Genomic DNA, 26408 nt, shown 5'->3' with positions numbered 1-26408 from the left:
TCGGCCGCGCCCGCCGGGCGGCTCCGCCCGGCCGGCGCGCTGCCGGCGGCGGCGGGGCCGGTGCCCCGCCGGGTGGCGGCGCTGCTGTCCGCGCCGCCGCTCGCGCGGGGCTCCTTCGCCCGGGCGCGGAGCGTGTCGGCCGTGCTGCTGGCGTGCCTGCTGGTCTCCGGCGCGGCCGCCGCCGAGGCGACCACCGATCTCCACGAGGACATCGAGTCGGCCCAGGCCGGGAGCGCGGCGCCCGCCGGGCCGTAGCCCGGGAGGGCGCGGGAAAAGGGGCGCGCCCCCTGTCCGTCCGGAGTGCGCCGGACGGACAGGGGGCGCGGGTTCACGCGGCGCGGGCCGTGTCAGGCGCGCTTCCACTTCTGGTGGTTGCCGCCGTTGCAGTACCAGAGGCCGACCGGGGAGCCGTTCTCGGTCGCCTCGTGGCTGACGTCCACGCAGAGGTTGGACGGGACGCCGGTGATGCTGCCGTCGTCGTTGAGGTTCCACTTCTGGTTGCTGCCGCCGTTGCACGACCAGATGATCAGCGGGGTGCCGCCCTCCGTGCCGCCGCCGGCCGCGTCGAGGCACATGTCACCGAAGACGCGCAGCTCCTTGTCGGCCGTGTAGGTCCACTTCTGGTTGTTGCCGCCCCAGCAGTCCCACACCATCGGAGTGGTGGTGCCCTTGTCGTTGGGCACGTCCAGGCAGCGGCCCGAGCCGACGCCCACCACGTTGGTGTTGCTCTTGACGGTGGTGCGGATCCAGTCGCCGAGGTCGTCGGTGCGGGTGGCGACGGCGCCCGTGCGGGTCTCGCCCGTGGGGGCGCCCAGGCAACCGCCCTGCCAGGAGCCGACGTTGACGCCGACCAGCTCGGCCTTGCCGTCCTTCTCGCGCAGCAGCGGGGCGCCGGTGTCGCCCTTGCACAGCGAGTCGTCGAGGCTCTTGCCGGTGATGTTCACGGTGGTGGCGGCGAGGCCGTCCACGGTGGCCGCGGCGGTGTGCGCCTTGTTGGGCACCCACTCGGTCTTCGTCCGGCCGAAGCCGACGGCCTTGAGGACCTCGCCCTTGGCGGGCGCGGTGGCGGCCAGGGCCACGGGGGAGACGCCGGCGGCCGGCTGGGCCAGCCGGGCGAGGACCAGGTCACGGCCGGCCTGGGGTACCAGCTCCACGACCTCGGTGACGAGACCGGCGGAGGTGCCGAGGTCGGCGCGGCCGACGGTGGCGGTCGTCTTGCGGGACGGCCTGCCGTGCGCCAGGGAGGTGGCCTGCTGGGCGGTGTCGGTGAAGCAGCTCGCCGCGGTGACGACCCACTGCGCGTCGACCAGCGCGGCCGAACAGGACCGCTTGCCCTCGCCGATGTCGAGCTTGGCGGTGTAGGCGTAGGCGCCGTCCTTGGCCTCGGGGCCCGTGACCGCGCCCGCCGGAGCGGCGGCGAACAGACCCGCCGCCATCGTGGCGGTGGCGAGACCGGCCGACCACACCGAGCGTGAACTTCTGCCAGACATATGTCTTCCTTAACGCTTCGCGAAAAACCTGGATAAAAACGGTGTTAAAAACTTGTCAAAAATGTGCGGGCATACACCGAAACGGACCCCGATGTGGGCTCAAAGTAGCGTCTCTGGCTGGAATTTGACATTCCGTTGGATGAACCGGCGCTGGGTGACCGGTGTGTGGAGTGACCCGGTGGGGTAGGAGTTGGCCATGGGGAGATCACTGAGGGGTTCCTTACGTGCCGTCGTCGCCCTGGCCCTCGCCTGCGCCGGAGCCCTGGCGGTCGCGCCGCCGGCTCCGGCGGCGCCGCCCGGCGCGGCGCCCGCCGCCGCGAGCGGCTGCGCCATGGACGGCGGAGCGCGGGGCGTGGCCGGAGGCGCCGCGGGCGACGCCGTCTCCGTGACCCGGTCCGACGGCCGCGCCGACCAGTTCCAGGTGTTCTACGACCCCACCGCCACCCAGGGCCTGCCCTTCGTCTGGCACCGCGCGCAGCGGGAGCCCGGCGGCGCCTACGGGACCTGGGAGCGCGTCAGCGCGGGCACCGTCGGCCCCAAGGCATCCTTCGTCACCGCCACCGAGAACGCCGCGGGCGGCCTGGAGCTGTTCTGGCTCGACCACGGCGGCTTCTGCCACTCCGTCCAGGGCCCGGACGGCGGCGCCTGGTCCGCCCCCGAGGGATTCGGCCTGGCCCCGTTCCCGTACCACGGCTTCCTCTCGCTCTTCACCCGCTCCGACGGCACGCTCGTCGCCATGGCCTCCTCCCGCACGACGGGCCGCGCCATGGAGTCGCGCGCCCAGTCGCCCGACGACGGCGTCTGGCAGCCGCCGGCCCCCATGGGCACTGTGCCCGAGGACGGCGTCGGCCTGAGCCAGCCGAGCACCGTCACCGAACTGCCCGACAAACGGCTCAAGGTGACCGCCCGCGAGTGGAACCGCGACCGCTACTGGCAGATCACCGAGAACGCGCCCGGCGGCGGAGCCCCCGACTGGCCCGCCCAGTGGCGGCTGTGCGCCACGTCCCGCTGCGACTGACCTCCGCACGCCCTGCATCCGCGGCTCGGAGCGGAGCTCACCGTTCTGCCTGAACTCCTCAGCCGCACTTGAGTACGCGTACTCACGCCGCCATCCGGAAGCCGCCGGAAGCTTGACGGCATGTGCGAGAACAGCAAGACCGTGTGCCGGCCCCGGGGCGGGGCCGGCATCACCGCCACCGGGTCGTACCTGCCCGAACGGACCCTGACCTCCGAGCGGTTGCAGGAGGAGGTGGCCCGCGCCGCCGGGCTCCCGCTGCCCCGGGGGCTCTTCCGGCGGACCACCGGCATCGTCGCCCGCCGCGTCGCGGCCGACGGCGAGTACGCCTCGACGCTCGCCCTCGGCGCCGCCCGCCGCGCCCTGGACTCCGCCGGTCTCCACCCGCTCGACATCGACCTGCTGATATACGCCTCCGCGACCCGCGACGTCGCCGAACCCGCCACCGCGCACATCGTCCAGGCCGCCCTCGGCTCCACCGCCCACGCCCTCGACGTCAGCAACGCCTGCAACAGCTTCCTCAACGGCATCGACACGGCCCGCGCGATGATCCTCGCCGGCCGCGCCCGGCGCGCCCTGGTGGTCACCGGCGAGACCCCCAGCCGCGCGATCCGCCGCGCCCCCGCCGGCCCCCGGCAGTTCCGCGACGGCTTCGCCGGCTACACCTTCGGGGACGCCGGCGCCGCCGTCGTGATCGAGCCGGTCGACCGGGGCGGCATCCTCGACATCGGCACCGAGACCCACTCCGAGCACTGGTCAGTCGGCGGCATCTTCGGCGGCGGCTCCCGCCACCCGCGCTCCGAGGAGCACACCTACTTCCACGGCGACGGCCGCGAGCTGCGCGAGGTGTTCGAGAAGACCGGCACCGCCGTCCTCGACCGCGTACACAGGCGCACCGGCCTGAACTGGGACGACTACCGCCACGTCCTCGTCCACCAGGTGACCCTGCCCTACCTGGAACGCTTCGTCGAACTCAGCGGCGTCCCCCGGGACAAGCTCGTCCTCACCGTGCCCGAACTCGGCAACATCGCCAGCGCCACCCTCGGCGTCCAGCTCGACCGGATCCACGGCGGACTGGCCCCCGGCGACCGCGTCCTGTTCGTCGGCCTCGGCGGCGGCATCAGCGTCATGACCATGGTCTGGGAGAAGTCGGAGGCGGCCGCGTGACCACCGCACTGTGGGTCGTCGTCCCCGCCCACCAGGAAGAGGCCCGCATCGGCGACACCCTGCGCGCCCTCGCCGCCCAGCACGACCGCGACTTCACGCTCGTCGTCGTCGACAACGCCTCCACCGACGCCACCGGCCGGATCGCCCGGGACTTCGCCGCCCGCGCCCCCTTCCCCGTCCACGTCCTGGACGAGCCCGAAAAGGGCGTCGGCAGCGCCGTCGACACCGCCTTCCGCCACGCCATCGACCACGGCGCCGCCTACCTCGCCCGCACCGACGCCGACTGCCTGCCCCGGCCCGGCTGGACCGCCGCCGCCCGCGCCGCCCTCACCCGGCGGCCCGGCCCACGGCTGGTCTGCGGCCGCGTCGACGCCCGCCACGACGAACACGGGCCGCTCGGCCGCGCCGCCTTCCGGACCGCCGTCGCGCTCGCCGCCGCCTTCGGCCGGCTGCGCCCCGCCCACGCCCGCCGGCACGGCTACCTCGCCCCCTACCGGATGCACGCCGGCAACAACATGGCCATCACCGCCGGGCTGTACCTCACCGTCGGCGGCATGCCCCGCCGCCCCTCACCCACCGACCGGGCCTTCCTCAACCGCGTCCGCCGCCACACCACGGCCATCACCCACGCCAAGGACATGGTCGTGGAGAACTCCACCCGGCGCCTGCGCGCCTACGGCCTCCTCGCCACCGCCCGGTGGTACCTCGACAAGGGCTGCGGCCACCTGGGGGAGGACCCGCGCTGATGCTCGACCGCCTCGACCACGCCCTGCGCCGCCACCCCCACCACCCCGCCGTCCTCACCACCACCCCCACCGGGGCCGTCCGCGTCCGCGCCACCCGGGGCGAACTCGCCGAACTCGCCGACGCCTACGCCGCCGCCCTGCGCGCCCGGGGCCTCGCCACCGGCGACACCCTCGGCGTCGCCGTACGCCCCGGCCCCCGCGCCCTCGCCGTCCTCCTCGCCGCCGACCGGCTGGGCCTGCGCGCCGCCGTCCTCGACCCCGGCGCGGGCCCCGACGTGCTGCGCGCCCGCCTCGCCCTGGCCCGGCCCGCCCTCGTCCTCGCCGACGCCACCGCCCAGGCCGCCGCGAGCTGGGCCCGGCCCCTGGCCCGCCGCGCCCGCCTCGCCCTGCCCGACCTCGCCGCGCTCGGCCCCGTCGCCACCCTCGGCCCCCGGCTCCCCGGCTGCGCCGCGCCCCTGGACCTCACGGCCCCGCGCACCGCCCTGCCCGCACGGCCGGACGGCGACGGCGACGCGGCCGTCGTCTTCACCTCCGGGACGACCGCGAGCCCCCGCGCCGTCGTCCACACCCGCTCGTCCCTCGCGGCGGGCATGAGCGCCGTCACCGAACTCGTCGCACCCCGCCCCGGACGGCCCGTGCTCGGCGGCACCTTCTTCGTCCTCGTACCGTCCCTGGCCCAGGGCGCCCCCGTCGCCCTCCCCGCGCGCCGGCCCCGCGTCCTCGCCCGCCAACTCGCCCGGCTCCGCCCCCAATCCACCTACCTGACGCCACCCCAACTGCGGGCGGCGCTCGGCGCCGAAGCCCGTTTCACCGGCGGCGTCTGGACGGGCTCGGCGCCCGCGAGCGCCGAGCTGCTCACGCGCGTCAAGCGCGCCGGGGCGGCCGAGGCGTGGGGCGTCTACGCGCTGACGGAGCTCTTCCCGGCCGCCGCCGTGGAGCAGGCCGAGAAGGCCGCGTTCACGGGCGACGGGGACATCGTGGGCGCCCCGCTGCCAGGAGTCGAGGCCCGCCGCGACACCGACGGCGAACTGCTCCTGACCGGGGCCGCCGCCCGCCACCGCTACCTCGGCGAGGACCCCGACCCGTGGGTCCGCACCGGCGACCGGGCGCGTCTCGACGCGGGCCGGATCGTGCTGGAGGGCCGCTGCAAGGACATGGTCCTGCGCGGCGCCGAGAACATCTATCCCGGCCTGTACGAACCGGCCCTGCACGTCCCCGGCGTCGAACTCGCCCTGCTCGTCGGCGTCCCCGCGCCCGACGGCGACGAACGGCTCGCCGCCCTCGTCCAGCCCGCGCCCGGCACCGATCCCCGCGCCCTGCGCGAGGCGCTCGCGGCGCCCCTCGCCCGCATGGGCACGGCCCGCCCCGACGCCGTCCTCCTGGCGACCGTCCCCCTCGCGGGCCGCTCCCGCAAACCGGACCGCGCGGCGGCCGCGAGCAAGGCGGCGGCGATCCTCGCGGGGCGTGAGGCGGGCGGGGGCCGGAAGGGAGGGTCACGGTGACGGTCCGTCCATGGCGCGCGGGGGCGAGGCACGCGGCCGTGGTCCGGCCGGAGCGCGTGGCGGCGACGCCTGCCCGGCGAGGCGACCGTGCCGGCCCCACCGGCGGCCGGACGGGGATCCGTGCTGCCCCGGCCACCCGGTGCGCCCGGGTCCGGGGCCGTACCACCGGGCGCCAGGATCCAGGCAACCTTCCGCCCGGTGGTCGCGGCGCCGGACGCCGAGCCCACGCCCGGCCCCACCGTCACCGGATCACGACGCACCGGACCGTGGTGCACTCCAACACCCCGAAGCGAGACCTGACATGACGACAGCGCGGACCGCGACCCAGGCGGCCGACGAGCCACAGCGGACGCTGCCGGAAAGCCGCCCCGTCACCGGCGCCCCGGCGCGGCCCGCCGCGTCGCCGCGCCCGCCCGGGACCGCCGCCGCGCGCCGGCGTGACCTGCGGGTCTACCGGGCCGGGCACCCGGTCCTGTTCACCCTGCTCGCCGCCGCGCGCCGCAGGCCGGTCCTGCGCGTCGGCCGCACCCTGATCGTCAACGACGCCGACGCCCTGCGGCACGCGCTGACCCGCCTGCCGCTGGACCGGGCCGCCGCCGGGACGACCGGGCGCGCCGCCCGCTCCGCCCTGGAGCCCGGGCGGGCCCACGGCGACGCCCCCGCCGGAGGCGTGCTGTTCGACCAGCAGGGCGCGGCACACCGCGCCGCGCGGCGGGCACTCGCCGACGACCTGTCCACCGCGGGCGTCGCCCGCCTCCGCCCGCTGTGGCAGGCCACCCTCACGCGCGGCCTCGCGCCGCTGGCCGAGGGGAGAGACGTCGACCTCGTGGCGCTCGCCCGGGAGGCCGCCGGGGTCACCGCGTGCGCCCTGCTGGGAGTGGACGCCGACCCGGTGCGGCTCGCCGAGGCGGCCGCCGACGCCGCCGCGGCGGCCGTACGGGAACACCTCCCCGGCCTGCCCCGCCCCCGCCTCCGGGCCCGTTCCCGGACCGGCGCCGCGGACGCGGCACGGCGGCTGAGCGACCTGCTCGACAGGGGCGCCCACTCCGACGACGCCGCCGCGCGGGCGATGCTCGCCGTCGCCTCCGTCACCACCGTCGTCGCCGCGCTGCCCCGCGCCGCCGCCTGGTGCGCGGACGCCGGCTGGTGGCACCTCGCCGCCGACGACACGACGCGCCCCGCCCTGGCCCGGGAACTGCTCCGCGTCACCGCGCCGTCCCCGCTGCTGCCCCGCGTCGCCGCCGGACCGGGCACCCTGGGCGGCCGGCCCGTACGGGCCGGCGACCGGCTGCTGCTCGTCGCCCGGCACGCCGTCCGCGCCCACACCGACGACCCCGACTGCCACCACCCGGCCGAACCCGCCCTGTCCCGGCTCGTCTTCGGCGCCGGACCGCACGCCTGCCCCGGGGCCCGGCTCGCCACCGCCCAGCTGGAGGACTTCCTGAACGCCCTCGCCCCCCACCGCCCCGTCGTCGTCCGCGCCCGCGCCGACCGGCGGGCCGCGCTGCCCGGCTGGCGCTCGCTGGTCGTCCGGCCGGGCGTCCGACCGGACGACCAGCCGGACATCCGGCCGGGCGGCGCCCGGTCGGCCGCGCGCACGGCCCCCGGCGCGCGCACCGCGCCGGAGCCGGCATGAGCCAGGCCCCGTCGCTCCGTATCGCCGTCACCGGGGCGAGCGGCTTCTGCGGCTCCCACATCGCCCTCGCCGCCGCCCGGTTCGCGGACGTGGTGTGCGTGGGACGCCGACCCGGCCCCGTCGGCCGGCACGTCGTCTGGGACGCCGCGCGCGAGACGCCCGCCCTCGCGGGCGCCGACGTGGTCGTCCACTGCGCGGCCGCCGTCGGCGACCCCGCCCCCGGCTCCCGCGCCGAGGCCCTGATGCGCGCCGTCAACGTCGACGGCACCGCCCGGCTGATGGACGCCGCAGCCGGACGCCCCGTCGTCTGGATCAGCAGCGCCAGCGTCTACGACCCCCGCGCCGACCGCTCCCTGGTCCGCGAGGACCACCCGGTCTCCGGCCAGCTCAACGCCTACGGCCGCACCAAGGCCGCCGGCGAGCGCCTCGCCCTGGCCGCCGGCGCGGTCGTCCTGCGCCCCCGGGCCGTCTACGGCCCGGGCGACCCCCACCTGCTGCCCCGGCTGCGCTCCCGCGTCCGCGCCGGCACCCTCCTGCTGCCCGGCCCGGACGTACCACTGAGCCTGACGTCGGTCACGAACCTCGCCGACGCCGCGCTCGCCGCCCCCGGCTGGCCGCCGGGCGCCTACAACATCGCCGACGCCGTCGCCCACCACCGCGACGCGGCGCTGCGCCGCGTGCTGCGGGCCCACGGCGTCCGCGCCCGGATCCGCCACCTGCCGCTCGGCCTGGCCCGGTCCGCCGCCCGCGCCGCCGAGACGGCGGCACGGCTGCGCCCGGATGCCGAGGCCGCGCTCTCCCGCTACGCCGTGGACCAGCTCGCCCACCCGGTCGTCCTGGACACCGGCAAGGCCCGCGCCCGGGGCTGGCTGCCCCGCCACGGCCTCGACGACTACCTGGCGGAGGTGGCCGGTCGGTAATCCGGCCGACTTGCCGCCGCCGTCGTCCGGGGTGTGCCGCATGGGCCCTGGTGGGCGGCTGGCGCGTTTGCCCGCCCCGGCCGGTCGCCGCCCTGGCGACGTACGCGCTGCCTGCGGTAGTCAGCAGGGGCAACCACCCTTGGATGGAGGACCCATGCGTACATCCCACAGAGCCGCCCTCGCCGCGGCCGTGGCCTTCGCCGGACTGTCCGCCGCCATCGTGCCGACGAACAGCGCCGCGGACACCCGCTCCGCCTTCACGGACCAGGCCGTGCGCGCGGGCCTGACGGCGGCTCAGACGGACGGGTTGCGGCAGCGCGTCGACGCGTACGTCGACGCGACGGGCGGCCGGCGGATCGCGCTCAACAAGATCGCCGTCAAGGGCGGCACCATCCTGGTCACCGTCCCCGGCGAGAGGTACGCGCGCGAGCTGAACGGCGTGCTGGACCGCACCGCCGTGGCCGCTTCCTGCCCGTACCTGTACTTCTGCGGCTGGCAGGGCGCCAACCGCTCGGGCGACCAGTGGAACATCTCCAAGTGCGGCGTCCAGCAGGAGATCCCGGACGGCTGGAACAGCGGCGGATCCTGGGAGAACAACCAGTCCAGCGGCACCCGGGCCCGGATGTACAACAAGAACCACGAGCTGATCTACACCACCCCGCCGGCCCCCTACGGCCCGGTCAACGGCGACTGGGGACCCGTCTGGTACGTCCGGGCCTGCTAGGCCGTCCGGGCCCACTGGGCCGTCCCGGCTCACCGGGCTGTCCGGGCCCGTCAGGCCTCGGGCAGCCGCAGGGCGGCCCGCGCGCCGGGCGCGCCCGGATCCCTCCGGTCGAGCCGGCGCCGGGCCGCCGCCAGGGCCGCGTCGATGTCGCGGGTGCCCGTCGACACGCACAGCGTGTAGACGACGTCCTCCCGCCCCCGCCGGGTCGCGGGGTCCTCGTCGCCCGACGCCAGTGCGCGCTCGAGCGCTGTGTACCGCCGGACGAGCTCGTCGAGCAGGGCAGGGTGGGCGAGCAGCATGGGTTCCCCTCCGGGCGGATCTGGACGACAGTTCTTCGTGCGTCTGCCCGGACGTCCCGGTCCCATGCCACTCGGCTCCCACCCGGCCGCCGGGGATCAGTGCCCGTCGGGCGAGGGCTCCAGGACGAAGACGGGGATCTCCCGGGAGGTCTTCGTCTCGTACTCGGCGTAGTCCGGCCACACCTCGACGGCCCGCGCCCACCACGCGGCCCGCTCCTCGCCGGTGACCTCACGGGCCGTCATGTCCTGGAGCAGGGTGCCGTCCCGCAGTTCCACCCGGGGGTCGGCGACGAGGTTGTGGTACCAGACCGGGTGCTTGGGGGAGCCGCCCTTCGAGGCGACGGCGGCGTACGAGCCCTCGTGCTCCACCCGCATCAGCGGCGTCTTGCGGAGCTTGCCGCTTTTCGCGCCCCGGGTGGTCAGGAGGATGACCGGCACGCCTTGCAGAGTGGTCCCCTCGGTGCCCCCGGAGCGCTCGATCAGTTCGACCTGGTCCCGCACCCACTTCGCCGGGCTCGGCTCGTACTCGCCTTTGAGTGGCATCTCATCCGTCCCCTCGTTCTTCGTCGTACGGCTGCCTCCATGGAATACCACCGGCCGTGGGGTTATTCCCGCAAGACCCCGGGCCGGTCCCGAAGGACCGGCCCGGGGACCCGGACGGGTCAGCCCCTCAGCGGACCCTCACAGCTGAAGTCCGCCGTGCCCGCGGCACGGCCGGACCACAGGTCGACCTTGCCGAAGGAGCAGTTCATGTCGGCGAAGTTGTTGGCGCCCGCCTTGCTGCGCTCGAGGACGAAGTAGTCGATCGTCTTCGACATGTCCTTGAAGACCAGGTCGGCGTCGCCCGGGCTGCTCAGGTTCGCGGTGATCCGGCCGGTGCAGACGAAGCGCGGGCGGTCGGACGAGCCCGCCGCCTTGCAGTCGGGCGACTGGCCCGTAGCGGCGGCGAAGGAGGAGCGGACCGAGGCCGCCGAGGCGTCCTGCAGCCGGTTCACCGGGGTGAAGGCGGTGGCCGGCACGTACAGGTCCTTGACCTTGCCGATCTGCTTGTCGAGGAACGCGTTGTAGTCGCGCTGCACGGCCCCGTCGCGCCCCATGCGGCTCCGCCAGGCGTCGAAGCCCGCCACGTCGTTCGCGCGCAGGTAGCCGTACATCTCCCGCAGCAGCGACGGCCGCTCGCTCCACAGGTACTCGAAGAACGTGCCGGCGTAGTTGTAGAACCGGAAGCCGTCGCGGTCGTACTCGGCGTGGAGCAGCTGGTCGACGGTCATGCGCGGCTTGCCGCCCGCCGTGTCGTTGATGATGCCCTGCACCAGCGACTTGCGCACCCGTATGCCCTCGTCGCGGGTCGACCCGTCGAAGAACTCGGCCGTGCCCTCGTCCATGGCCGTGGTGCGGTCGTTCTGGTACCACGGGCCCTCGCCGAAGCTGCCCGGCACCGCCCAGCGGCCGTTGAGGTAGTGGGTGTACTCGTGGCGGAAGAGCTCCTCGAGCGTCAGCGTGGAGTCCTGCGGCACACGGCGCTCGTACGTGTAGAAGGTGGCGCCGTTCTCGATGTAGATGCCGCCGTTGTTGGTGCCCATGCCCGTCAGCAGCGGGTGGTAGATCTCGTAGTCCGAGCGCGAGGCGTACAGGACGATGTTCAGCGTGGAGTTGGTGTCGCCCGCCAGCGGCTGGTCGGTGCCGAGCACGCGGTGGTACTGCGCCTTGACCTGCTTGCTCGCGTAGTACAGCCGGTCGACGGTGGCCCGGTCGAGCGCGGTGCGGACCTTGATGCCGCCGTTGTCGTAGGTGTACGTGTACGGGAACAGGCGCCGGTCGATGTCCGCCTTGCACACGCCGTACTGCTTGCAGGCGCCGTACTCGTTGAGCCAGGCGACGGCCTTGCCCCAGGGCTCGCTGCCCTGGCCGAAGGTGCGGACGACCGTGTCCAGCAGCCCGCCCAGCGAGGAGGTGACCTCGCCCTTGAGCGCGTCGATCTGGCCGAGGCGGCCGTACTCGTTGACGGCGTCGCGGGCCACCCAGGCGTTGTCCGTGCCCTTGAGGTGGGAGTAGCCGGCGAACGCCTTGAGGGCGGCGCGGTAGGCCGGGTCGGCGGCGACGGCCGAGCGGAAGGCGGTGTCGTTGTTGTTGACGCCCAGGTAGCCCACGGACAGCGCGCCCAGCGCGGCACCGCCCCAGCCCGCGTCCTTGGCGGTGTCGGGGTGGGAGGCGTCGAACATGCCCAGGATCCGCTTCATCAGCGGGAGTTGGTACTGGCGCAACCCTTGGCCACTGGCGGCGTACAGGGCCTCGCGCAGGGTCTCGCCGTTGACGCGGGTGGCGTCGAAGGTGTGCCCGCCGATGCCGAAGTAGTACACCGCGCGGCGGACGGCCTCGACGGTGGTGGCGTCGGTGAGGTCGATCTCGTCGTGCGAGAAGTCGTGGTAGGCCGCCGCGTGGAGGTAGGTGAACATCTCCAGCACATGGGAGGTGTTCTTCCCGTCGTGCCAGTAGCCGTAGCGCTCGGCGCGCTGGGCGACGGCCCGGACGTTCTCCCTGGAGAAGACCCGGGTCATCCGCGAGTCCCAGGTCCACAGGACGTCGCGCAGGCAGCCGTCGGCGGTGACGGCCGGGTCCATGAGGAAGTCGGCGAACTGCTCGGGCGAGAGCCGGCTGATGCCGTCGACGGTGCAGGGAACGCTGGTGCCGCCGATGTTGACGCGCGGGGTGACGGACTTCGCCACGCCCTTGGGGACGGCTTTGCCGTCCTTGGCCTTGTGCGGCCCGGGCACGCGTCCGTCGGTGAGCTCGCCGGGCGCGCTGGACTTCGCCGACTGCTGCTCGGGGGCCTTGGCGAGACGGGTGACCTCGTCGAAGGGGTTGGGCGTGCGGGCGTCGGGCCGTACGGCCGCGGCGGGGGCGGCGGGGGACGCGGCGGATTTCGCGGGAGCGGGGGAGTCCGCGTAGCCGGTCTGGACGGCCGTGGCGCAGAGGGTCACCGCGATGGCGGTGGTCAGCAGGGATCTGCGCACGAGGGTGGAGTGGAACACCGATGAACTCCTGTGTGGGAGGTGGAGTGGCCGCTCTGTTACGGGTGGCGCTCTGTTGCGGGTGTGCTCTGTTGCAGGTGGTGCGTGGGGGACCCGTGCGGCGGCATGTGATGTGTAACGTAGTAATGTGAAATGGCACTGACAAGCCCCTGGGCGACTGAGGATGTGTCAGGAGCCTCACACGCGAAATCCGTTATCGGTCCGTCAACTGCGCGGAACGCGGGTTCTGTTCACGCCATCGCGTGTACGAGCCGCTCGTGGCGCACGTGGTCAGATATCCCGCGCCGACCCCGCGTACGATCTCCTCGCCCCGGCCGGCGAGCGGACCGTCGCGACGCCACCCCAGCACATGGCGGTACCAGAGCGGATCGCCCGCCAGCGGGCGCACCACGACGCCCGGCACCTCCAGGAAGGTGGCCTGGCACAGGCTGACCGCGAGCCCCGCCCGTACGAGCTCGACCAGCTGACGGCCCTCCGCCTCGTAGGGCGTCCGCGGCCGACGGCCCGTCAGGGCGAGTGCGGTCGACCAGTATTCGCGCGTCCGGTCGCTGTCGGGGCGTGGCACCGCCCACACCTCCTCGACGAGGCGGCCGAGGTCCACCTCCTCCCGGGCCGCCAGCGGATGCGCGGCGGGCAGCAGCGCGAAGACGGGCTCGGTCACCAGCGGCCGCAGCTCGATGTCGCCGGGCGGCACCAGCTCCTGGCCCGGGCTGTCACCGAGCACGGCCGCCTCCAGCCGCCCGGCGGCCAGGTCGTCGAGCAGCGGCGCGGCCGCGTACTGGCAGCGTGCCGTCACCTCGGCCCCGGGCCGTACCGCGCGGATCGCCAGGACCAGATGGCCCAGCAGGGGCGCGCCCACCGAGCCGACGCGCACCCGGTCCGGGTCCGCCCGGCGGCGCGCGGCACGGGCGGTGTCGGCCAGCAGACCGTCGACGCCCGGCAGGACGGCCCGGGCCCGGGCGAGGACCAGCTCCCCCAACGGCGTGGCCACGACGCCCGCGCGCCCCCGGTCGAAGAGCGTCCCGCCCAGCATCGCCTCGATGCGCCGGAGCTGGGCGCTGAGCCCCGGCTGCGTCGTGCGCAGCGCGGCCGCCGCGCGCGTGAGGCTGCCCGCCTCCTCGATCGCGCACACCACCCGCAGATGCCGTAACTCGAGATCCATGCCGCGGATGTTATGGACCGGCGTGAGCTTCCCGACAGGCCCGGGCCTCAGCACCCTTATGCGAAACATCACACGCTCCTGCGAAGGGAGTTCGCGATCTCATGAACGGAAATCCTCCCTCCGGACCGGCCCGATCCGCACTTCTGCCGGCCATGGCCGCCGTCCTGCTCCTCCTGTGCGCACCAGCGCCACCCGCCTCGGCGACCGCGCCGACGCGCGACAGACCCTCGGCCTGTGCCCTGCCCGGCACCACCGGCTGGACCGACGAGGGCCACGGCACCGACCACTCCGTCTTCCAGCGCTCCTCCGGCCCGGTCCGGGTCGCCATGCTCTTCGTGGACTTCCCCGACGCGCCCGCCACCGAGTCCCCGGCCGAGGTCGCCGCCGGTGTCACACCCGGCGCGGACTGGATGCGGAGGGCCTCCTACGGCAAGGCGTGGCCGGACATCACCGAGCACCGGCGCTGGGTACGCATGCCCCACGCGTCCACGGACTACGGCTTCGCCCGGGGGCTGAGCCACGAGACCCACGAGGCCTACGTCAAGGACGCCGTGACGGCGGCCGACCCCCACGTGGACTTCTCGCGGTACGACATGGTCTACGTCGTTCCCACCCGGAACGCCTCCGCCATCTCCTTCTCGCCCACCTACATCCACGAGCCGGGAACGCGCGGTGTCGTCGCCGACGGCCACCGGCTGAAGTGGGCGGTGACCTTCGGCCAGGACGTCCGGCGCTGGGGGCCGAGGATCGTGGGCCACGAGACCGCCCACACCTTCGGCCTGCCCGACCTCTACGCCTTCGACGCGGCCGGCGACGCCCACCGTTTCGCCGGCGGCTGGGACGTGATGGGTCTGATCGGCGGCGCGGCGCCGCAGTACTTCGCCTGGCATTCGTGGAAACTCGGCTGGACCGAGGACCGCCAGGTGGTCTGCCGCGCGACCGTGGGCGCCGGCACCGTCCGCCTGACCGCCGTCGAACACGGCGGCGGCGTCAAGATGGCCGTCGTCCGCACCGGCCCCACGACCGCCTACGTCGTCGAGTCGCGGCGGGCGGTCGGCACGGACGCGCGTGCCTGCGCGACGGGTGCGCTGGTGTACAAGGTCGACTCGTCCGTACCGACGGGCAAGGGCCCGATCCGCGTGATGGACGCCCGCCCCGCCACCACCCCGCCGACCGGCTGCCGCCCCCTGGACGACGCCCCGTACCGGCCGGGCGAGTCGTTCACGGACCCGGCCGCGGGCGTGCGCGTCGACGTCCTGCGCTCCGACGCCCACGGCGACACGATCCGCGTCACGAAGTCGTAGCGTCTGTCCGGAGGCCCCCCTTGACTCCGGCCCTCCGGCCCCCGCCGGGGCCCGGGGCTTGCCCCGGTTACGGGAAGGGGCGGGACTGGGGAAGAAACCCCGCCGCGACGGCGCTCAGCCACGATCCACCGCCCCGGCGGTGCCGGACCGCCCTCGGCCCCGGCCGCTCAAACCGTCGCCGCCTCGGGGAAGTGGCAGGCCACCCGCCGCCCCTCACCCGGCACCAGGTCCCCCAGCGTCGGCGCCTCGCGCCGGCAGATCTCCCGCGCGGCCGGGCACCGCGGATGGAACGTACAGCCCGGCGGGGGAGCCGCCGGACTCGGCGGATCGCCGAGCAGGGTGATCCGCTCGCGCGTCCGCTCCGCCGCCGGATCCGGCAGGGGCACAGCCGAGAGCAGGGCCCGCGTATACGGGTGGGCCGGGGCCGCGTACACCCGCTCCTTGTCCCCGACTTCCACGATCCGCCCCAGGTACATGACGGCGACCCGGTCGCACACCCGCTTCACCACGGACAGGTCGTGGGCGATGAAGAGACAGGCGATCCCGAGCTCGCGCCGCAGCCGTTCCAGGAGATGGACGATCTGGGCCTGCACGGAGACGTCGAGGGCCGAGACCGGCTCGTCGGCGACGATCAGGCGGGGGCCGGTGGCGAGCGCGCGGGCGATGCCGATGCGCTGGGCCTGGCCGCCGGAGAACTCGTGCGGGTAGCGGTCGACGTGCTCGGGGATGAGCCCCACGAGCTCCATCAGCTCCACGGCCCGCGCGCGGGCGGCCGCCGCCGAAGCGCCCTGCGTCAGCAGCGGGTCGGCGATGATCCGGGCGACCGTCTGGCGCGGGTTGAGGGAGGAGTGCGGGTCCTGGAAGACCATCTGCAGCTCCTTGCGGAGCGGTTTCAGCTCGCGCTGCCGCAGCCGGCTGATGTCCCGGCCGTCGTAGGCGATCGTTCCGGAGGTCGGTTCCAGGAGCCGTACGATCATGCGGCCGGTGGTGGACTTGCCGCAGCCGGACTCCCCGACCAGCCCCAGGGTCTCGCCCGCGGCGACGTCGAAGGAGACGCCGTCGACGGCCCGTACGGGAGCGGAGCGGCCCCGTCTGCCGGGGAAGGTCATGGTCAGGTCCCTGACGGAGAGCAAGGGACGGTCGGCCGCGGTCATCGGGTGCCTCCGTGGGCTCCGGCGCCGGAGCGCAGGGGAAGGTGACAGGCCACCAGACGGTCTCGGGCCCGGACGAGCGGCGGCCGTGTCGCCTCGCACCGGCGCCGTTCGGCGCCCGTCGCGGCCGCCGCCACGGGACAGCGCGGCGCGAAGGGGCACCCGGGGGACGGGTCCAGCAGCGAGGGCGGGCTGCCCGGGATGGCCCGCAGGGGCGCGTCGTCCGGGTCGTCGAGGCGGGGGACGGAGTCGAGCAGCCCCTGGGTGTAGGGGTGGGCGGGGTCGGTGAAGAGGGCGTCGACGGGAGCGTGTTCGGCGGCCCGCCCCCCGTACATGACCAGCACGTCCTGGGCGACGCGGGCGACGACGCCGAGGTCGTGGGTGATCAGGACGACGGCGAGTCCGCGCTCCCGCTGCAGCCGGGCGATCAGCTCCAGGATCTGGGCCTGGACGGTGACGTCGAGGGCGGTGGTCGGCTCGTCGGCGATGAGCAGGTCGGGTTCGCAGGCCAGCGCCATGGCGATCATCGCGCGCTGGCGCATCCCGCCGGAGAACTGGTGCGGATGCTCTCCCGCCCGGCGCGCGGGCTCCGGGATGCCGACCTCGCCGAGCAACTCGACGGCCCGTCGGCGGGCGGCGGCGCGGCCGGTGCCGAAGTGGACGCGCTGGTGTTCGGCTATCTGCTCGCCGACGGTGTAGTAGGGGTGGAGGCTGGAGAGCGGGTCCTGGAAGATCATCGCCATCCGCCGTCCGCGCAGTCGGTTCAGTTCGCGTTCGGGCAGTCCGACCAGCTCGCGGCCGTCGAGGACGATGGAGCCGGTGACCTCGGCGGAGGTGTGGAGGCCCAGGACGGCCAAGGAGGTGACGGACTTCCCGGAGCCGGATTCGCCGACGATGCCGAGGGTGCGGCCTCGTCGTACGGAGAAGCCGAGGGAGTCCACGGCCCGTACGGGCCCGTGCCGGGTGGGGAAGGTGACGGTCAGGTCCGTGACGGACAGCAGGGGTGGTTCGTGCGCGGTGGCGGCCATCAGTACCTCACTCGCGGGTCGACGACGGCGTAGAGCAGGTCGACGGCCAGGTTGGCGACGACGATGAAGGCGGCGGCCAGGAGGGTGACGCCGAGGACGACCGGCTGGTCGCCGGTGGACAGGGCGCCGTAGAAGAGCCGCCCGATCCCCGGGAGCCCGAAGAGGGACTCGGTGATGACCGCGCCCGCGAGGAGTCCGCCCAGGTCCATGCCGAAGAGGGTGAGGACCGGGGTCATGCCCGCGCGCAGCCCGTGCTTGACGACGACGGTGCGGCGCGGGAGGCCCTTGGCGCGGGCGGTGCGGATGTATGGCTCCGTCATCGTCTCGATCATCGAACCGCGGCTCTGGCGGGCGTACATGGCGGCGTACAGGACGGCCAGGGCCAGCCAGGGCAGGAGGAGGTTCGACGCCCAGTGGACGGGGTCGTCGCCGAAGGGCACGTACTGCGGGTAGGGGAGCAGTCCGGCCGTGCGGACGATGCCGTAGATCAGCGTCATCGAGGTGAAGTAGACCGGCAGCGAGGCGGCGGCGACGGCACCGACCATCAGGACCCGGTCGGTGAGGGTGTCCTTGCGCAGGGCCGCGGTGACCCCGGCGCCGAGGCCGAGGAGCAGCCAGAGCACGGCCGCGCCCAGGGCGAGGGAGGCGGAGACCGGCAGCCGGTCCATCAGCAGGTCCCAGACGGCCTCGGAGTTCTCGTACGAGTAGCCGAGGCAGGGGAAGGCGCAGTGCAGGGCGTACTGTCCGCCGCCCAGGGTGCGGCCGGTGAAGATGCCGGTGACGAAGTCGGCGAACTGCCGCCACAGTGGCTGGTCGAGGCCCATGTGGGCGCGGATGGCGGTCAGTCGCTCGGTGCTGCAGGACTTGCCGCAGGCCGCGGCGGCGGGGTCGGAGGGCAGCACGTAGAAGATGGTGAAGGTGACGGCGGCGATGGCGACGAGCACGCCGATGACGCCGAGGAGCCGGCGGCCGATGTAGAGGATCACGCGCGGGCGCTCCTCGGGTCGAGGACGTCGCGCAGGGCGTCGCCGAGCAGGGTGAAGGCGAGCACCGTCAGGAACAGACAGGTGCTGGGGATGACGAAGTACATGGGGTCGGTGTCGTAGAAGGCGACGCTCTCGGCGATCATCTGTCCCCAGGAGGGTGTGGGCGGGCGGACCCCGACGCCCAGGTAGCTCAGCGCCGCCTCGGTCGCGATCATGCCGGGAACGATCAGGGTGGTGTAGGCGATGACGGGTCCCGCGACGCCGGGGAGGATCGCGCGGGTGAGGATCCGCCAGGGGCCGGAGCCGCTGACGCGGGCCGCGTCGACGTATTCGCGGCGCTTGAGCGAGAGGGTCTGGCCGCGGACGACCCGGGCGACGCCGGGCCAGCCGAACAGGCCGATGACGGCGGTCATCAGCAGGACGCGGTTGACGTCCTTCGCCACCGACAGCATGGCGATCATGAAGATGAGGGAGGGGAAGGACATGGTGAGGTCCATCAGGCGGGAGAGGACGGCGTCGACGCGGCCGCCGAAGTAGCCCGCCGCGATGCCGGCCGCCGTCCCGGTGACGACGACGATCGCGGTGGCGGTAAGGGCGATGAGCAGCGAGACCTGGGCGCCGTGGACGACGCGGGCGAAGAGGTCGCGGCCGGTGAGGGGTTCGACGCCGAGCCAGTGGTCGGCGGAGATGCCGCCGAGCGGGCCGATCGGCCGGCCGCCCAGGTAGGGGTCGACGGCGGTCTTGTCGAACTCCTCCGGCGTGAAGCCGCACAGCGCGCTGAGCAGGGGGGCGCCGGCCGCCATGAGCAGGAAGAGGGCGACGACGCCGAGCGAGATCCGCACGGAGGCGCGGCGGAGCAGTTCCGCGCGGGCGAGCCGCCAGGGGCCGCTGCCGGCGGGCACGCCGGCCGGTACGGGGGTCGTGGTGGTGGTCATGTCGCGGCGGCCTCTCAGCCCTGGCCCTTGGCGGGGTCCTTGAGGCCGATCGTCGCGTAGTCGAGCTGGCCGCCGAAGGAGGTCTGCCCGTAGGCGCCGGCGATGTTGCCGCCGACGACCAGGGGATAGCGACGGACCAGCACCGGCACGGCCGGGGCCTTGGCGAGGATGGCGCCGTCCAGCCGCTGCCAGGCCGCGGCCGCCTGCCGGGTGTCGGTCATGGCGGCGATCTCGTCCATCCGCTTCATGGTGGCGTCGTCGCGGAAGAGCGAGTGGTTGCCGGAGTTGCCCTTCTCCTTGATGTAGCGGGCGTCGAAGACGAAGGGCAGGAAGGTGGAGCCGGAGGGGTAGTCGGGGCACCAGCCCGTGTACACCATGTCGGTGCGGTTCTTCGTGTCGCCGATGGTGGCGTAGAACGCGGAGGGGTCGACCGTCTCGATGGTGACCTTGATGCCGGCCCGGGCCAGGGATTGCTGTATCGCCTCGGCCCGGCCCTTGTCGCCGGACGGTACGGTGATGCCGGTGGAGAAGCCGTCCGGCTTTCCGGCCTCCTTCAGCAGTTGTCTGGCCTTCGCGGTGTCGCCCTCGGCGGAGACCTTCAGGGTGTCGGGCTGGGTGCCGCCGAAGAGCGCGGCCGGCATGTACGCGGTCGACAGGTCGTTGAAGGCGGGGCCGCCGGACGTGGTCAGGACGGCGTCGCGGTCGAGGGCGTAGCGCACGGCCTGACGTACCTTCACGTTGTCGAAGGGCGCGCGGCCGGTGTGCATCTGGACCATGTCGGTGCAGTTGGTGGACTCGGCCACGAGCCGCTTGCGCACCGCCGGGTCGGGCAGCACCTTGACCGCGCTCTCCGGCCGCAGCGCGTACCAGGGGACGGCGGAGGCGTCGGCGCCCTGATCGGCGATCATCCGGTCGTCGATCTGGTTCGCCCTGAGGCCCATCACCATGACCAGCCGGTCCGGGTACGCCTTGCGCACCTCGTCCGTCGCGGGGTCCCAGTGCTCGTTGCGGACGAGGACCAGCTTCTTGCCCCGCGCATAGGAGTCGATCTTGTACGGCCCGGAGGAGAACGGCCGGTTGTCGTACTGTGGGCCGTTGTCGCGCGCCCGGGGTACGGGGGCGAAGGTGGGCATCACCGTCGCGTTGGGGAACTCGGCGAAGGGCTTGCGCAGTTCGAAGACGATGGTGCGGTCGTCGGGGGTCTTGACCGAGTCCAGGTGCTTGCCCTGGGCGGGGCCCTGGTAGCCGTCGGCGCCGGCGAGGTAGCGGGCGGCGTAGTCGGCGCCGCCGGGCAGGTCGGGGGAGAAGGACCGCTCGACGTTGTATTTGACGTCCTGCGCGGTGACGGGCGTCCCGTCCTCGTACTTCACCCCCTGTTTGAGATGGAACGTCCAGGTCCTGGCGCCGTTCGAGGGGGTGCCGAGGTCGGTGGCGAGGTCGGGCACCAGGTGGTTGCCCTGGACGCCGGGGGCGGCCTGGTACGTCACCAGCGTGCGGTAGAGCAGCCGGGTCCCGAAGCCCATGGCGTTCATGACCCAGTTGCGGGCGGGGTCGAGGTGGGCGAAGTCCTGGTTGGACAGGACGGTGAGGGTGCCGCCCTTCCGCGGTGTGCCGCCGACCACGGTGCCTTCCTCGGCCGGGGCGGGGTGCCCGGTGCCGTCCCGGCCGCCGCCGCCCGCCCGGTGTCCGCCGGAACAGCCGGACGCGCCGAGTGCGAGGGTGGCCGCCAGGGCGGCTAGAGCCGTACGGGTGCGCTTGTTCATCAGTGGTCACTCCGTGAACAGTCGAACAGCCGAACTGCTGGCTGAAATGTGACCCGTAACATAGTAATGTGAAATTGCACTGACAAGATGTCAGCATCTCTGTTACCCACCTGTGTCCGAGGAGGAGTCCCATGAACGAACCGACGGCCACCGCGATCCGGACGGTGAGTCACGACCTGCCCGTCACCCCCGAGTTCGAGCGCTTCATGGCGGGCGGCTGGGCGGCCACCCCGCTGCCCGGCGACATCCGGCTGCCCGTGGCGGACCTCGCCGCCGCCCGCCGGGCGAAGCTCTCCGCGCGCTTCCCCGGCGAGCGGCTGATCGTCCCCGCCGGGGAGCTCGCGGTCCGATCCAACGACTGCGACCACCGCTTCCGCCCCCACAGCGCGTACGCCTGGCTCACCGGGCTGACCGGCGAGGAACAGGCGGGCCACGTCCTCGTCATGGAGCCGGACGGCCCCCACGGCCACGAGGCGGTCCTCCACCTGCGGCCCCGCTCGCCGCGCGTCGGCGAGGAGTTCTACCGGGACCGCCGCTACGGCGAGTTCTGGGTCGGCCGGCGCCCCGACCTGGCCGAGGCCGAGCGCATGACCGGCATCCGCTGCACGGCCCTCGGCGCCCCCGGCCCGCTGCCGCCCGGCCGTAACGCGTCCACCGACTCCGAACTCGCCGCCGTCCTCAGCGAGCTGCGCCTCGTCAAGGACGCCTGGGAGGTCGCGCAGCTCCAACTGGCCGTGGACCACACCACCGCCGGGTTCGAGGACGTCGTCCGGGCGCTGCCGCGCGCCCTCGCCCACCCCCGTGGCGAGCGGTGGATCGAGGGCGTCTTCGGGCTGCGCGCCCGCGCCGAGGGCAACGGAACCGGCTACGAGACCATCGCCGCCTCCGGAGCGCACGCCTGCGTCCTCCACTGGATACGCAACGACGGGCCCCTGGACGCCGGCGAACTGCTGCTGCTGGACGCCGGAGTGGAAACGGACACCCTCTACACCGCCGACATCACCCGCACCCTGCCGCTCTCCGGCCGCTTCTCGCCCGTCCAGCGCCAGGTGTACGAGCTGGTCCTCGCTGCCCAGGAGGCGGGCATCGCCGCCCTCAAGCCGGGCGCGAGCTTCCGCGACTTCCACCGGGCCGGCATGCGGGTCATCGCGGAGGGCCTCGCCGAGTGGGGCGTACTGGCCGATGCCGAGGGTGACTTCCACCGCCGCTACACCCTCTGCAGCAGCGGCCATATGCTCGGCCTGGACGTCCACGACTGCGCCCAGGCCCGGGCCGACGTCTATCTCGACGGCGTCCTGGAGGAGGGGCAGGTGCTCACCGTCGAACCCGGGCTCTACCTCCAGCCCGACGACGAGACGCTGCCGCCCGAGCTGCGCGGGATCGGGGTGCGGATCGAGGACGACCTGGTGATCACGGCCGAAGGGGCGCGGCTGATGTCGGGGGCGCTGCCCCGCACTCCGGACGCGATCGAGGCCTGGATGGGGGAGTTGCTCGAGGGCTGATCGCTCGTCAAGTCTTGGCAGTGGCTAGTGCAATGTGAAATATTACTGCTGTGTTCACGAGCGACTCCCCGGACGTCATCGTCGTCGGAGCGGGCGTGGTCGGCGCGGCCTGCGCCTACTACGCCGCCCGCCACGGCCTCTCCGTCACCGTGCTCGACCGTGGTCCCGTCGCGGGCGGGACCACGGGGGCCGGTGAGGGAAACCTCCTGGTCTCCGACAAGGAGCCCGGACCCGAACTCGAACTCGCCCTCCTCTCCACCGGATTGTGGCGGGAGCTGGCCGACCGGCTCCCGGAGCGGGTCGAGTACGAGCCCAAGGGCGGCCTGGTCGTCGCCTCCGCCGACGCCGGCATGAAAGCGCTGCGGGACTTCGCCGCCGCGCAGGCGACGGCGGGCGTCACCGCCCACGAGATACCGGCGGACCGCCTGGCCGACCTGGAGCCGCACCTGGCCCCCGGCCTCGCCGGCGGCTTCCACTACCCCCAGGACGCCCAGGTCCAGCCCGCCCTCGCCGCCGCCCATCTGCTGCGCGCGTCGGGTGCTCGGGTGCGCACCGGTGAGGAGGTCACCGCGATCCTCACCGGGCCGGACGGCGGGGTGCGGGGTGTCCGCACCCGGGCCGGCACGGTGCGCGCCCCGCGCGTCGTGAACGCCACCGGCACCTGGGGCGGCGAACTCGCCCGCCTCGCCGGGTCCCACCTGCCCGTCATGCCCCGCCGCGGCTTCGTCCTCGTCACCGAACCCCTGCCGCGCGTCGTACGGCACAAGGTCTACGCCGCCGACTACGTCGCGGACGTGGCCAGCGGCTCCGCGGCCCTGCAGACCTCGGCCGTCGTGGAGGGCACCCCCAGCGGGCCCGTCCTCATCGGCGCCAGCCGCGAGCGCGTCGGCTTCGACCGCACCCTGTCGGTGGAGGCGCTGCGCCGCCTCGCGGCCCAGGCCACCGCCCTCTTCCCGGTCCTCGCCGGGGTACGGGCGATGCGGACGTACGCGGGATTCCGCCCGTACCTGCCCGACCACCTGCCCGCGATCGGCGCCGACCCGCGCGTGCCGGGACTGCTGCACGCCTGCGGGCACGAGGGCGCCGGCATCGGCCTGGCACCGGCCACCGGGCTGATCCTCGCCCGGCTTCTGACGGACGCCGAACCACCGCTCGACACCGGACCGTTCGACCCCGGTCGCTTCACGCCCGGCCCCTGACCGACCGCGCCGCCCACCCACCACCACGTGCCGACCGCCGAGCGCCCGCGCGTTTCCGCCCGTCGCGTCCCGCCGTCCGTCAACCGCCCGCCCGTCCAGGGCCAGGGCTCCGTCCCCCCGCTCACCCACCCCCGAGAGGAGGCCCGCAGTGGCCCGTACGCCCGTCGAACTGGCCGGGGCGGAGCCCGGTCCGTCGTTCGCGATCTCTTTCGACGGCCGTGACGTCCCCGCCCTGCCCGGGCAGAGCGTCGCCGCCGCGCTCTGGGCGGCAGGCATCCTCGCCTGGCGCACCACCCGCGAAGGCGGGCGCCCGCGCGGCGCGTTCTGCGGCATCGGCCAGTGCTACGACTGCCTCGCCACCGTCAACGGCCGCCCGAACCGCCGCGCCTGCCTCGTACCCGCCCGCCCCGGCGACCGCGTCACCACCCAGGAGGGACACGGCCGTGCCGACCTCGCCGTCTGAGACCTTCGACCTCGCCGTCATCGGCGCCGGCCCCGCCGGCCTCGCCGGAGCCGTCACCGCGAACGAGGCCGGGCTGTCCGTGGCCCTGCTGGACTCCGCCGCGCACACCGGCGGCCAGTACTTCCGCCACCCCGCCCCCGCCCTCGGCGCGACCCGGCCGCAGGCCCTCCACCACGACTGGCCCGCCTACGCCGCCCTGCGCGCACGCCTCGCCGCGAGCAGCGTGAAACACCTGCCCGGCCACCACGTGTGGACCGTCACCCGCGAGGCCGAGGACCGCTGGACCGTACACGCCCTCACCGGCACCGACAGCGAAGCGGACGAACCGGTGACCGTACGGGCCCGCGCCGTCCTGCTCGCCACCGGCGCCTACGAACGGCAACTGCCCTTCCCCGGCTGGACCCTGCCCGGCGTCGTGGGCGCCGGTGGAGCCCAGGCCATGCTCAAGGCCGGGCTCGTCCTGCCCGGCAAGCGCGTCGTCGTCGCCGGCAGCGGACCCCTGCTGCTCGCGGTCGCCTCCTCGCTCGCCACCGCCGGCGCCCGGGTGCCCGCCGTCGTCGAGGCATCCGGCTACCTCGGCTACGCCCGTCGGCCCCGAGCCCTCGTCACCAACCCCCACAAGCTCCTCGAAGCGGCCGTCCACGGCTCGGCGCTGCTGCGCCACCGCGTACCGGTGCGCACCCGCAGCGTCGTCACCCAGGTGCACGGCACCGACCGCGTCGAGGCCGTCATCGTCGCCCGCGCCGACCGCCACTGGCGGCCCGTGCCCGGCACCGGGCGCCGCATCGCCTGCGACGCCCTGGCCGTCGGCCACGGGCTCGTCCCCCAGATCGAACTCGCCACCACCCTCGGCTGCGCCACCCGGCGCACCCCCGACGGCACCACCGCACTCGACCTCGACGGCTTCCAGCGCACCTCCGTACCCGGCCTCTGGGCCGCCGGTGAGCCCGGCGGCATCGGCGGCTGGGCGCTGGCCCGCACCGAGGGCGAACTGGCCGGTCTCGCCATCGCCGCCCGGCTCGCCGGCCGGCCCCCGCACACCGGCGGACGGCTGCGCGGCCTGCGCCGCGACCGCGCCAGGATGCGGGCCTTCGCCGAGGCCATGGCCGCCGCCCACGCCCCCGGCCACGGCTGGACGCGGTGGCTCACCGACGACACCGACGTCTGCCGCTGCGAAGAGGTCACCGCCGGCCGCGTCCGCGAAGCGGCCCGCGACCTCGGCGCCCATGACGCCCGCACCGTCAAGCTCCTCACCCGCGCCGGCATGGGCTGGTGCCAGGGGCGGATGTGCGGGGCGGCCGTCGCCTGCCTGGCGACGGAAGGCGTGACGGACGGCACGGCGGAGGGGACCGTGCCGCCGTCCGCCGAACGCAGACCACTGGCCGTACCCGTCGCGCTCGGGGCCCTCGGCTCCGAACCTTCCGAGCGGCACGCCGCAGAACCCGACACAGAAAGGCCCACCGCACCATGACCGTCAACTCCTGGAGCACCGACCGACCCTGGCGCGGCATCATGGTCGCCACCGCGCTCCCGCTGCGCGACGACCTCTCCGTCGACCACGATGCCTACGCCGAGCACGTCCGCTGGCTCCTCGACAACGGCTGCGACGGCGTCGTCCCCAACGGCTCCCTGGGTGAATACCAGACCCTCACCGCCGACGAGCGCGCCCGCGTCGTGCGCACCGCCGTCGAGGCGGCCGGTGACGGCGCCCGCGTGATGCCCGGCGTCGCCGCCTACGGCGCCGCCGAGTCCCGCCGCTGGGCCGAGCAGGCCGCCGAGGCCGGCTGCGGCTCCGTCCTGCTGCTGCCCCCCAACGCCTACCGCGCCGACGAGGACGCCGTACGCGCCCACTACGCCGAGGTCGCCCGGGCCGGCATACCGGTCGTCGCCTACAACAACCCCATCGACACCAAGGTCGACCTCACCCCCGCCCTGCTCGCCCGGCTGCACGCCGACGGCCACATCGTGGCGGTCAAGGAGTTCTCCGGCGACGTCCGGCGCGCCTACGAGCTCGCCGAGCTCGCCCCCGAACTCGACCTGCTCATCGGCGCCGACGACGTCCTGCTCGAACTCGCGGTCGCCGGGGCCGTCGGCTGGATCGCCGGCTACCCCAACGCCTTCCCCGCCGCCTGCGCCGAGCTCTACCACGCCGCCGTCGCCGGCGACCTCACCACGGCCCTGCCGCTGTACAAGTCCCTCCACCCGCTGCTGCGCTGGGACTCCAAGACCGAGTTCGTCCAGGCCATCAAGCTCTCCATGGACATCGCCGGACGCCACGGCGGCCCCACCCGTCACCCCCGTCTGCCGCTGACCGGCGAGACCGAGGCCGCGGTGCGCGCCGCCACCGAGAAGGCCGTCGCCGACGGACACCACTGAGCCGCCCG

23 protein-coding genes and 1 pseudogene are annotated in these 26408 nt (G+C 74.4%); 14 read left to right on the top strand and 10 right to left on the bottom strand.

What is annotated here, in order from left to right; all coding sequences use genetic code 11:
* Positions 1 to 255: pseudogene (locus tag ACX9I7_RS25555) on the top strand (M56 family metallopeptidase); the annotation flags it as partial.
* Positions 256 to 347: 92 nt separating this feature from the next.
* Here ACX9I7_RS25555 and ACX9I7_RS25550 read toward each other — a convergent pair.
* Entirely contained in the window at positions 348 to 1490 is a 1143-nt protein-coding gene (locus ACX9I7_RS25550) for a ricin-type beta-trefoil lectin domain protein (RefSeq protein WP_387573757.1), read from the bottom strand.
* A 196-nt stretch (positions 1491 to 1686) separates the two neighbouring features.
* Here ACX9I7_RS25550 and ACX9I7_RS25545 point away from each other — a divergent pair, with 196 nt between their 5' ends.
* The 7 genes from ACX9I7_RS25545 to ACX9I7_RS25515 all read left to right on the top strand — a co-directional run bounded on the left by ACX9I7_RS25545 (position 1687) and on the right by ACX9I7_RS25515 (position 9200).
* The gene (locus ACX9I7_RS25545) at positions 1687 to 2508 is read left to right on the top strand and encodes a PLL family lectin (RefSeq protein ID WP_387573755.1); all 822 of its coding nucleotides are present in this window, start codon (positions 1687 to 1689) and stop codon (positions 2506 to 2508) included.
* A gap of 120 nt (positions 2509 to 2628) precedes the next feature.
* Positions 2629 to 3672 (top strand): 3-oxoacyl-ACP synthase III family protein, encoded by a 1044-nt coding sequence (locus tag ACX9I7_RS25540; RefSeq protein WP_459388642.1) that lies wholly within the window; start codon positions 2629 to 2631, stop codon positions 3670 to 3672.
* Entirely contained in the window at positions 3669 to 4418 is a 750-nt protein-coding gene (locus tag ACX9I7_RS25535; protein ID WP_459388641.1) for a glycosyltransferase family A protein, read from the top strand. The genes ACX9I7_RS25540 and ACX9I7_RS25535 overlap by 4 nt, the downstream gene beginning before the upstream one ends.
* Complete coding sequence (locus tag ACX9I7_RS25530) at positions 4418 to 5920, top strand: AMP-binding protein (protein ID WP_459388640.1); 1503 nt, start codon at positions 4418 to 4420, stop codon at positions 5918 to 5920. Before ACX9I7_RS25535 ends, ACX9I7_RS25530 begins: the two co-directional genes overlap by 1 nt.
* Before the next feature lie 301 nt (positions 5921 to 6221).
* Positions 6222 to 7556 carry a cytochrome P450 gene (locus ACX9I7_RS25525; protein ID WP_459388639.1) on the top strand — a complete coding sequence of 445 codons (1335 nt, stop codon included), beginning with the start codon at positions 6222 to 6224 and terminating at the stop codon, positions 7554 to 7556.
* Complete coding sequence (locus ACX9I7_RS25520; protein ID WP_459388638.1) at positions 7553 to 8476, top strand: NAD-dependent epimerase/dehydratase family protein; 924 nt, start codon at positions 7553 to 7555, stop codon at positions 8474 to 8476. The genes ACX9I7_RS25525 and ACX9I7_RS25520 overlap by 4 nt, the downstream gene beginning before the upstream one ends.
* Before the next feature lie 154 nt (positions 8477 to 8630).
* A complete protein-coding gene (locus ACX9I7_RS25515; protein WP_459388637.1) occupies positions 8631 to 9200 on the top strand; it encodes a peptidase inhibitor family I36 protein in 570 nt (189 codons plus the stop codon).
* Positions 9201 to 9250: 50 nt separating this feature from the next.
* Here ACX9I7_RS25515 and ACX9I7_RS25510 read toward each other — a convergent pair whose 3' ends face one another.
* The 4 genes from ACX9I7_RS25510 to ACX9I7_RS25495 form a co-directional block, all read right to left on the bottom strand.
* Positions 9251 to 9499: a DUF5133 domain-containing protein gene (locus ACX9I7_RS25510; RefSeq protein ID WP_459388636.1), complete on the bottom strand. Its 249-nt coding sequence runs from the start codon at positions 9497 to 9499 to the stop codon at positions 9251 to 9253.
* A 96-nt stretch (positions 9500 to 9595) separates the two neighbouring features.
* Positions 9596 to 10042, bottom strand: a complete 447-nt coding sequence (locus tag ACX9I7_RS25505) for a nitroreductase family deazaflavin-dependent oxidoreductase (protein ID WP_387573737.1) — start codon at positions 10040 to 10042, stop codon at positions 9596 to 9598.
* A 119-nt stretch (positions 10043 to 10161) separates the two neighbouring features.
* Positions 10162 to 12531 carry a collagenase gene (locus ACX9I7_RS25500; RefSeq protein ID WP_459388635.1) on the bottom strand — a complete coding sequence of 790 codons (2370 nt, stop codon included), beginning with the start codon at positions 12529 to 12531 and terminating at the stop codon, positions 10162 to 10164.
* A gap of 193 nt (positions 12532 to 12724) precedes the next feature.
* Positions 12725 to 13693, bottom strand: coding sequence for a LysR family transcriptional regulator (locus ACX9I7_RS25495; protein ID WP_459388634.1), 969 nt, complete (start codon positions 13691 to 13693; stop codon positions 12725 to 12727).
* A gap of 101 nt (positions 13694 to 13794) precedes the next feature.
* On the opposite strand from ACX9I7_RS25495, the gene ACX9I7_RS25490 reads away from it, so the two are divergent.
* Positions 13795 to 14997 (top strand): M6 family metalloprotease domain-containing protein, encoded by a 1203-nt coding sequence (locus tag ACX9I7_RS25490; protein ID WP_459388633.1) that lies wholly within the window; start codon positions 13795 to 13797, stop codon positions 14995 to 14997.
* Positions 14998 to 15164: 167 nt separating this feature from the next.
* On the opposite strand, the gene ACX9I7_RS25485 is transcribed toward ACX9I7_RS25490, so the two are convergent.
* The 5 genes from ACX9I7_RS25485 to ACX9I7_RS25465 are packed head-to-tail and all read right to left on the bottom strand — an operon-like array spanning position 15165 to position 20860.
* A complete protein-coding gene (locus tag ACX9I7_RS25485) occupies positions 15165 to 16151 on the bottom strand; it encodes an ABC transporter ATP-binding protein (protein ID WP_459388632.1) in 987 nt (328 codons plus the stop codon).
* Positions 16148 to 17176, bottom strand: coding sequence for an ABC transporter ATP-binding protein (locus ACX9I7_RS25480; protein WP_459388631.1), 1029 nt, complete (start codon positions 17174 to 17176; stop codon positions 16148 to 16150). Before ACX9I7_RS25480 ends, ACX9I7_RS25485 begins: the two co-directional genes overlap by 4 nt.
* A complete protein-coding gene (locus ACX9I7_RS25475; RefSeq protein WP_459388630.1) occupies positions 17176 to 18162 on the bottom strand; it encodes an ABC transporter permease in 987 nt (328 codons plus the stop codon). Before ACX9I7_RS25475 ends, ACX9I7_RS25480 begins: the two co-directional genes overlap by 1 nt.
* Entirely contained in the window at positions 18159 to 19097 is a 939-nt protein-coding gene (locus ACX9I7_RS25470) for an ABC transporter permease (RefSeq protein WP_459388629.1), read from the bottom strand. Before ACX9I7_RS25470 ends, ACX9I7_RS25475 begins: the two co-directional genes overlap by 4 nt.
* A 14-nt stretch (positions 19098 to 19111) precedes the next feature.
* A complete protein-coding gene (locus ACX9I7_RS25465; RefSeq protein ID WP_459388628.1) occupies positions 19112 to 20860 on the bottom strand; it encodes an ABC transporter substrate-binding protein in 1749 nt (582 codons plus the stop codon).
* 131 nt (positions 20861 to 20991) lie between these two features.
* Here ACX9I7_RS25465 and ACX9I7_RS25460 point away from each other — a divergent pair, with 131 nt between their 5' ends.
* From ACX9I7_RS25460 to ACX9I7_RS25440, 5 genes are all read left to right on the top strand, one after another.
* Entirely contained in the window at positions 20992 to 22362 is a 1371-nt protein-coding gene (locus ACX9I7_RS25460) for an aminopeptidase P family protein (protein ID WP_459388627.1), read from the top strand.
* A 50-nt stretch (positions 22363 to 22412) separates the two neighbouring features.
* A complete protein-coding gene (locus ACX9I7_RS25455) occupies positions 22413 to 23561 on the top strand; it encodes an NAD(P)/FAD-dependent oxidoreductase (RefSeq protein WP_459388626.1) in 1149 nt (382 codons plus the stop codon).
* Positions 23562 to 23709: 148 nt separating this feature from the next.
* Positions 23710 to 24024: a (2Fe-2S)-binding protein gene (locus ACX9I7_RS25450; protein WP_387573715.1), complete on the top strand. Its 315-nt coding sequence runs from the start codon at positions 23710 to 23712 to the stop codon at positions 24022 to 24024.
* A complete protein-coding gene (locus ACX9I7_RS25445; RefSeq protein WP_459388625.1) occupies positions 24005 to 25495 on the top strand; it encodes an FAD/NAD(P)-dependent oxidoreductase in 1491 nt (496 codons plus the stop codon). The genes ACX9I7_RS25450 and ACX9I7_RS25445 overlap by 20 nt, the downstream gene beginning before the upstream one ends.
* On the top strand, positions 25492 to 26400 hold the full coding sequence (locus tag ACX9I7_RS25440) for a dihydrodipicolinate synthase family protein (protein ID WP_189447131.1): 909 nt from the start codon (positions 25492 to 25494) through the stop codon (positions 26398 to 26400). The genes ACX9I7_RS25445 and ACX9I7_RS25440 overlap by 4 nt, the downstream gene beginning before the upstream one ends.
* Positions 26401 to 26408: the final 8 nt, after the last annotated feature.

The sequence above is a fragment of the Streptomyces sp. L500 genome (assembly GCF_054551825.1).
Note: the sequence above shows the minus strand (reverse complement) of the source record. Positions and strands in the feature narration are given on the sequence as shown.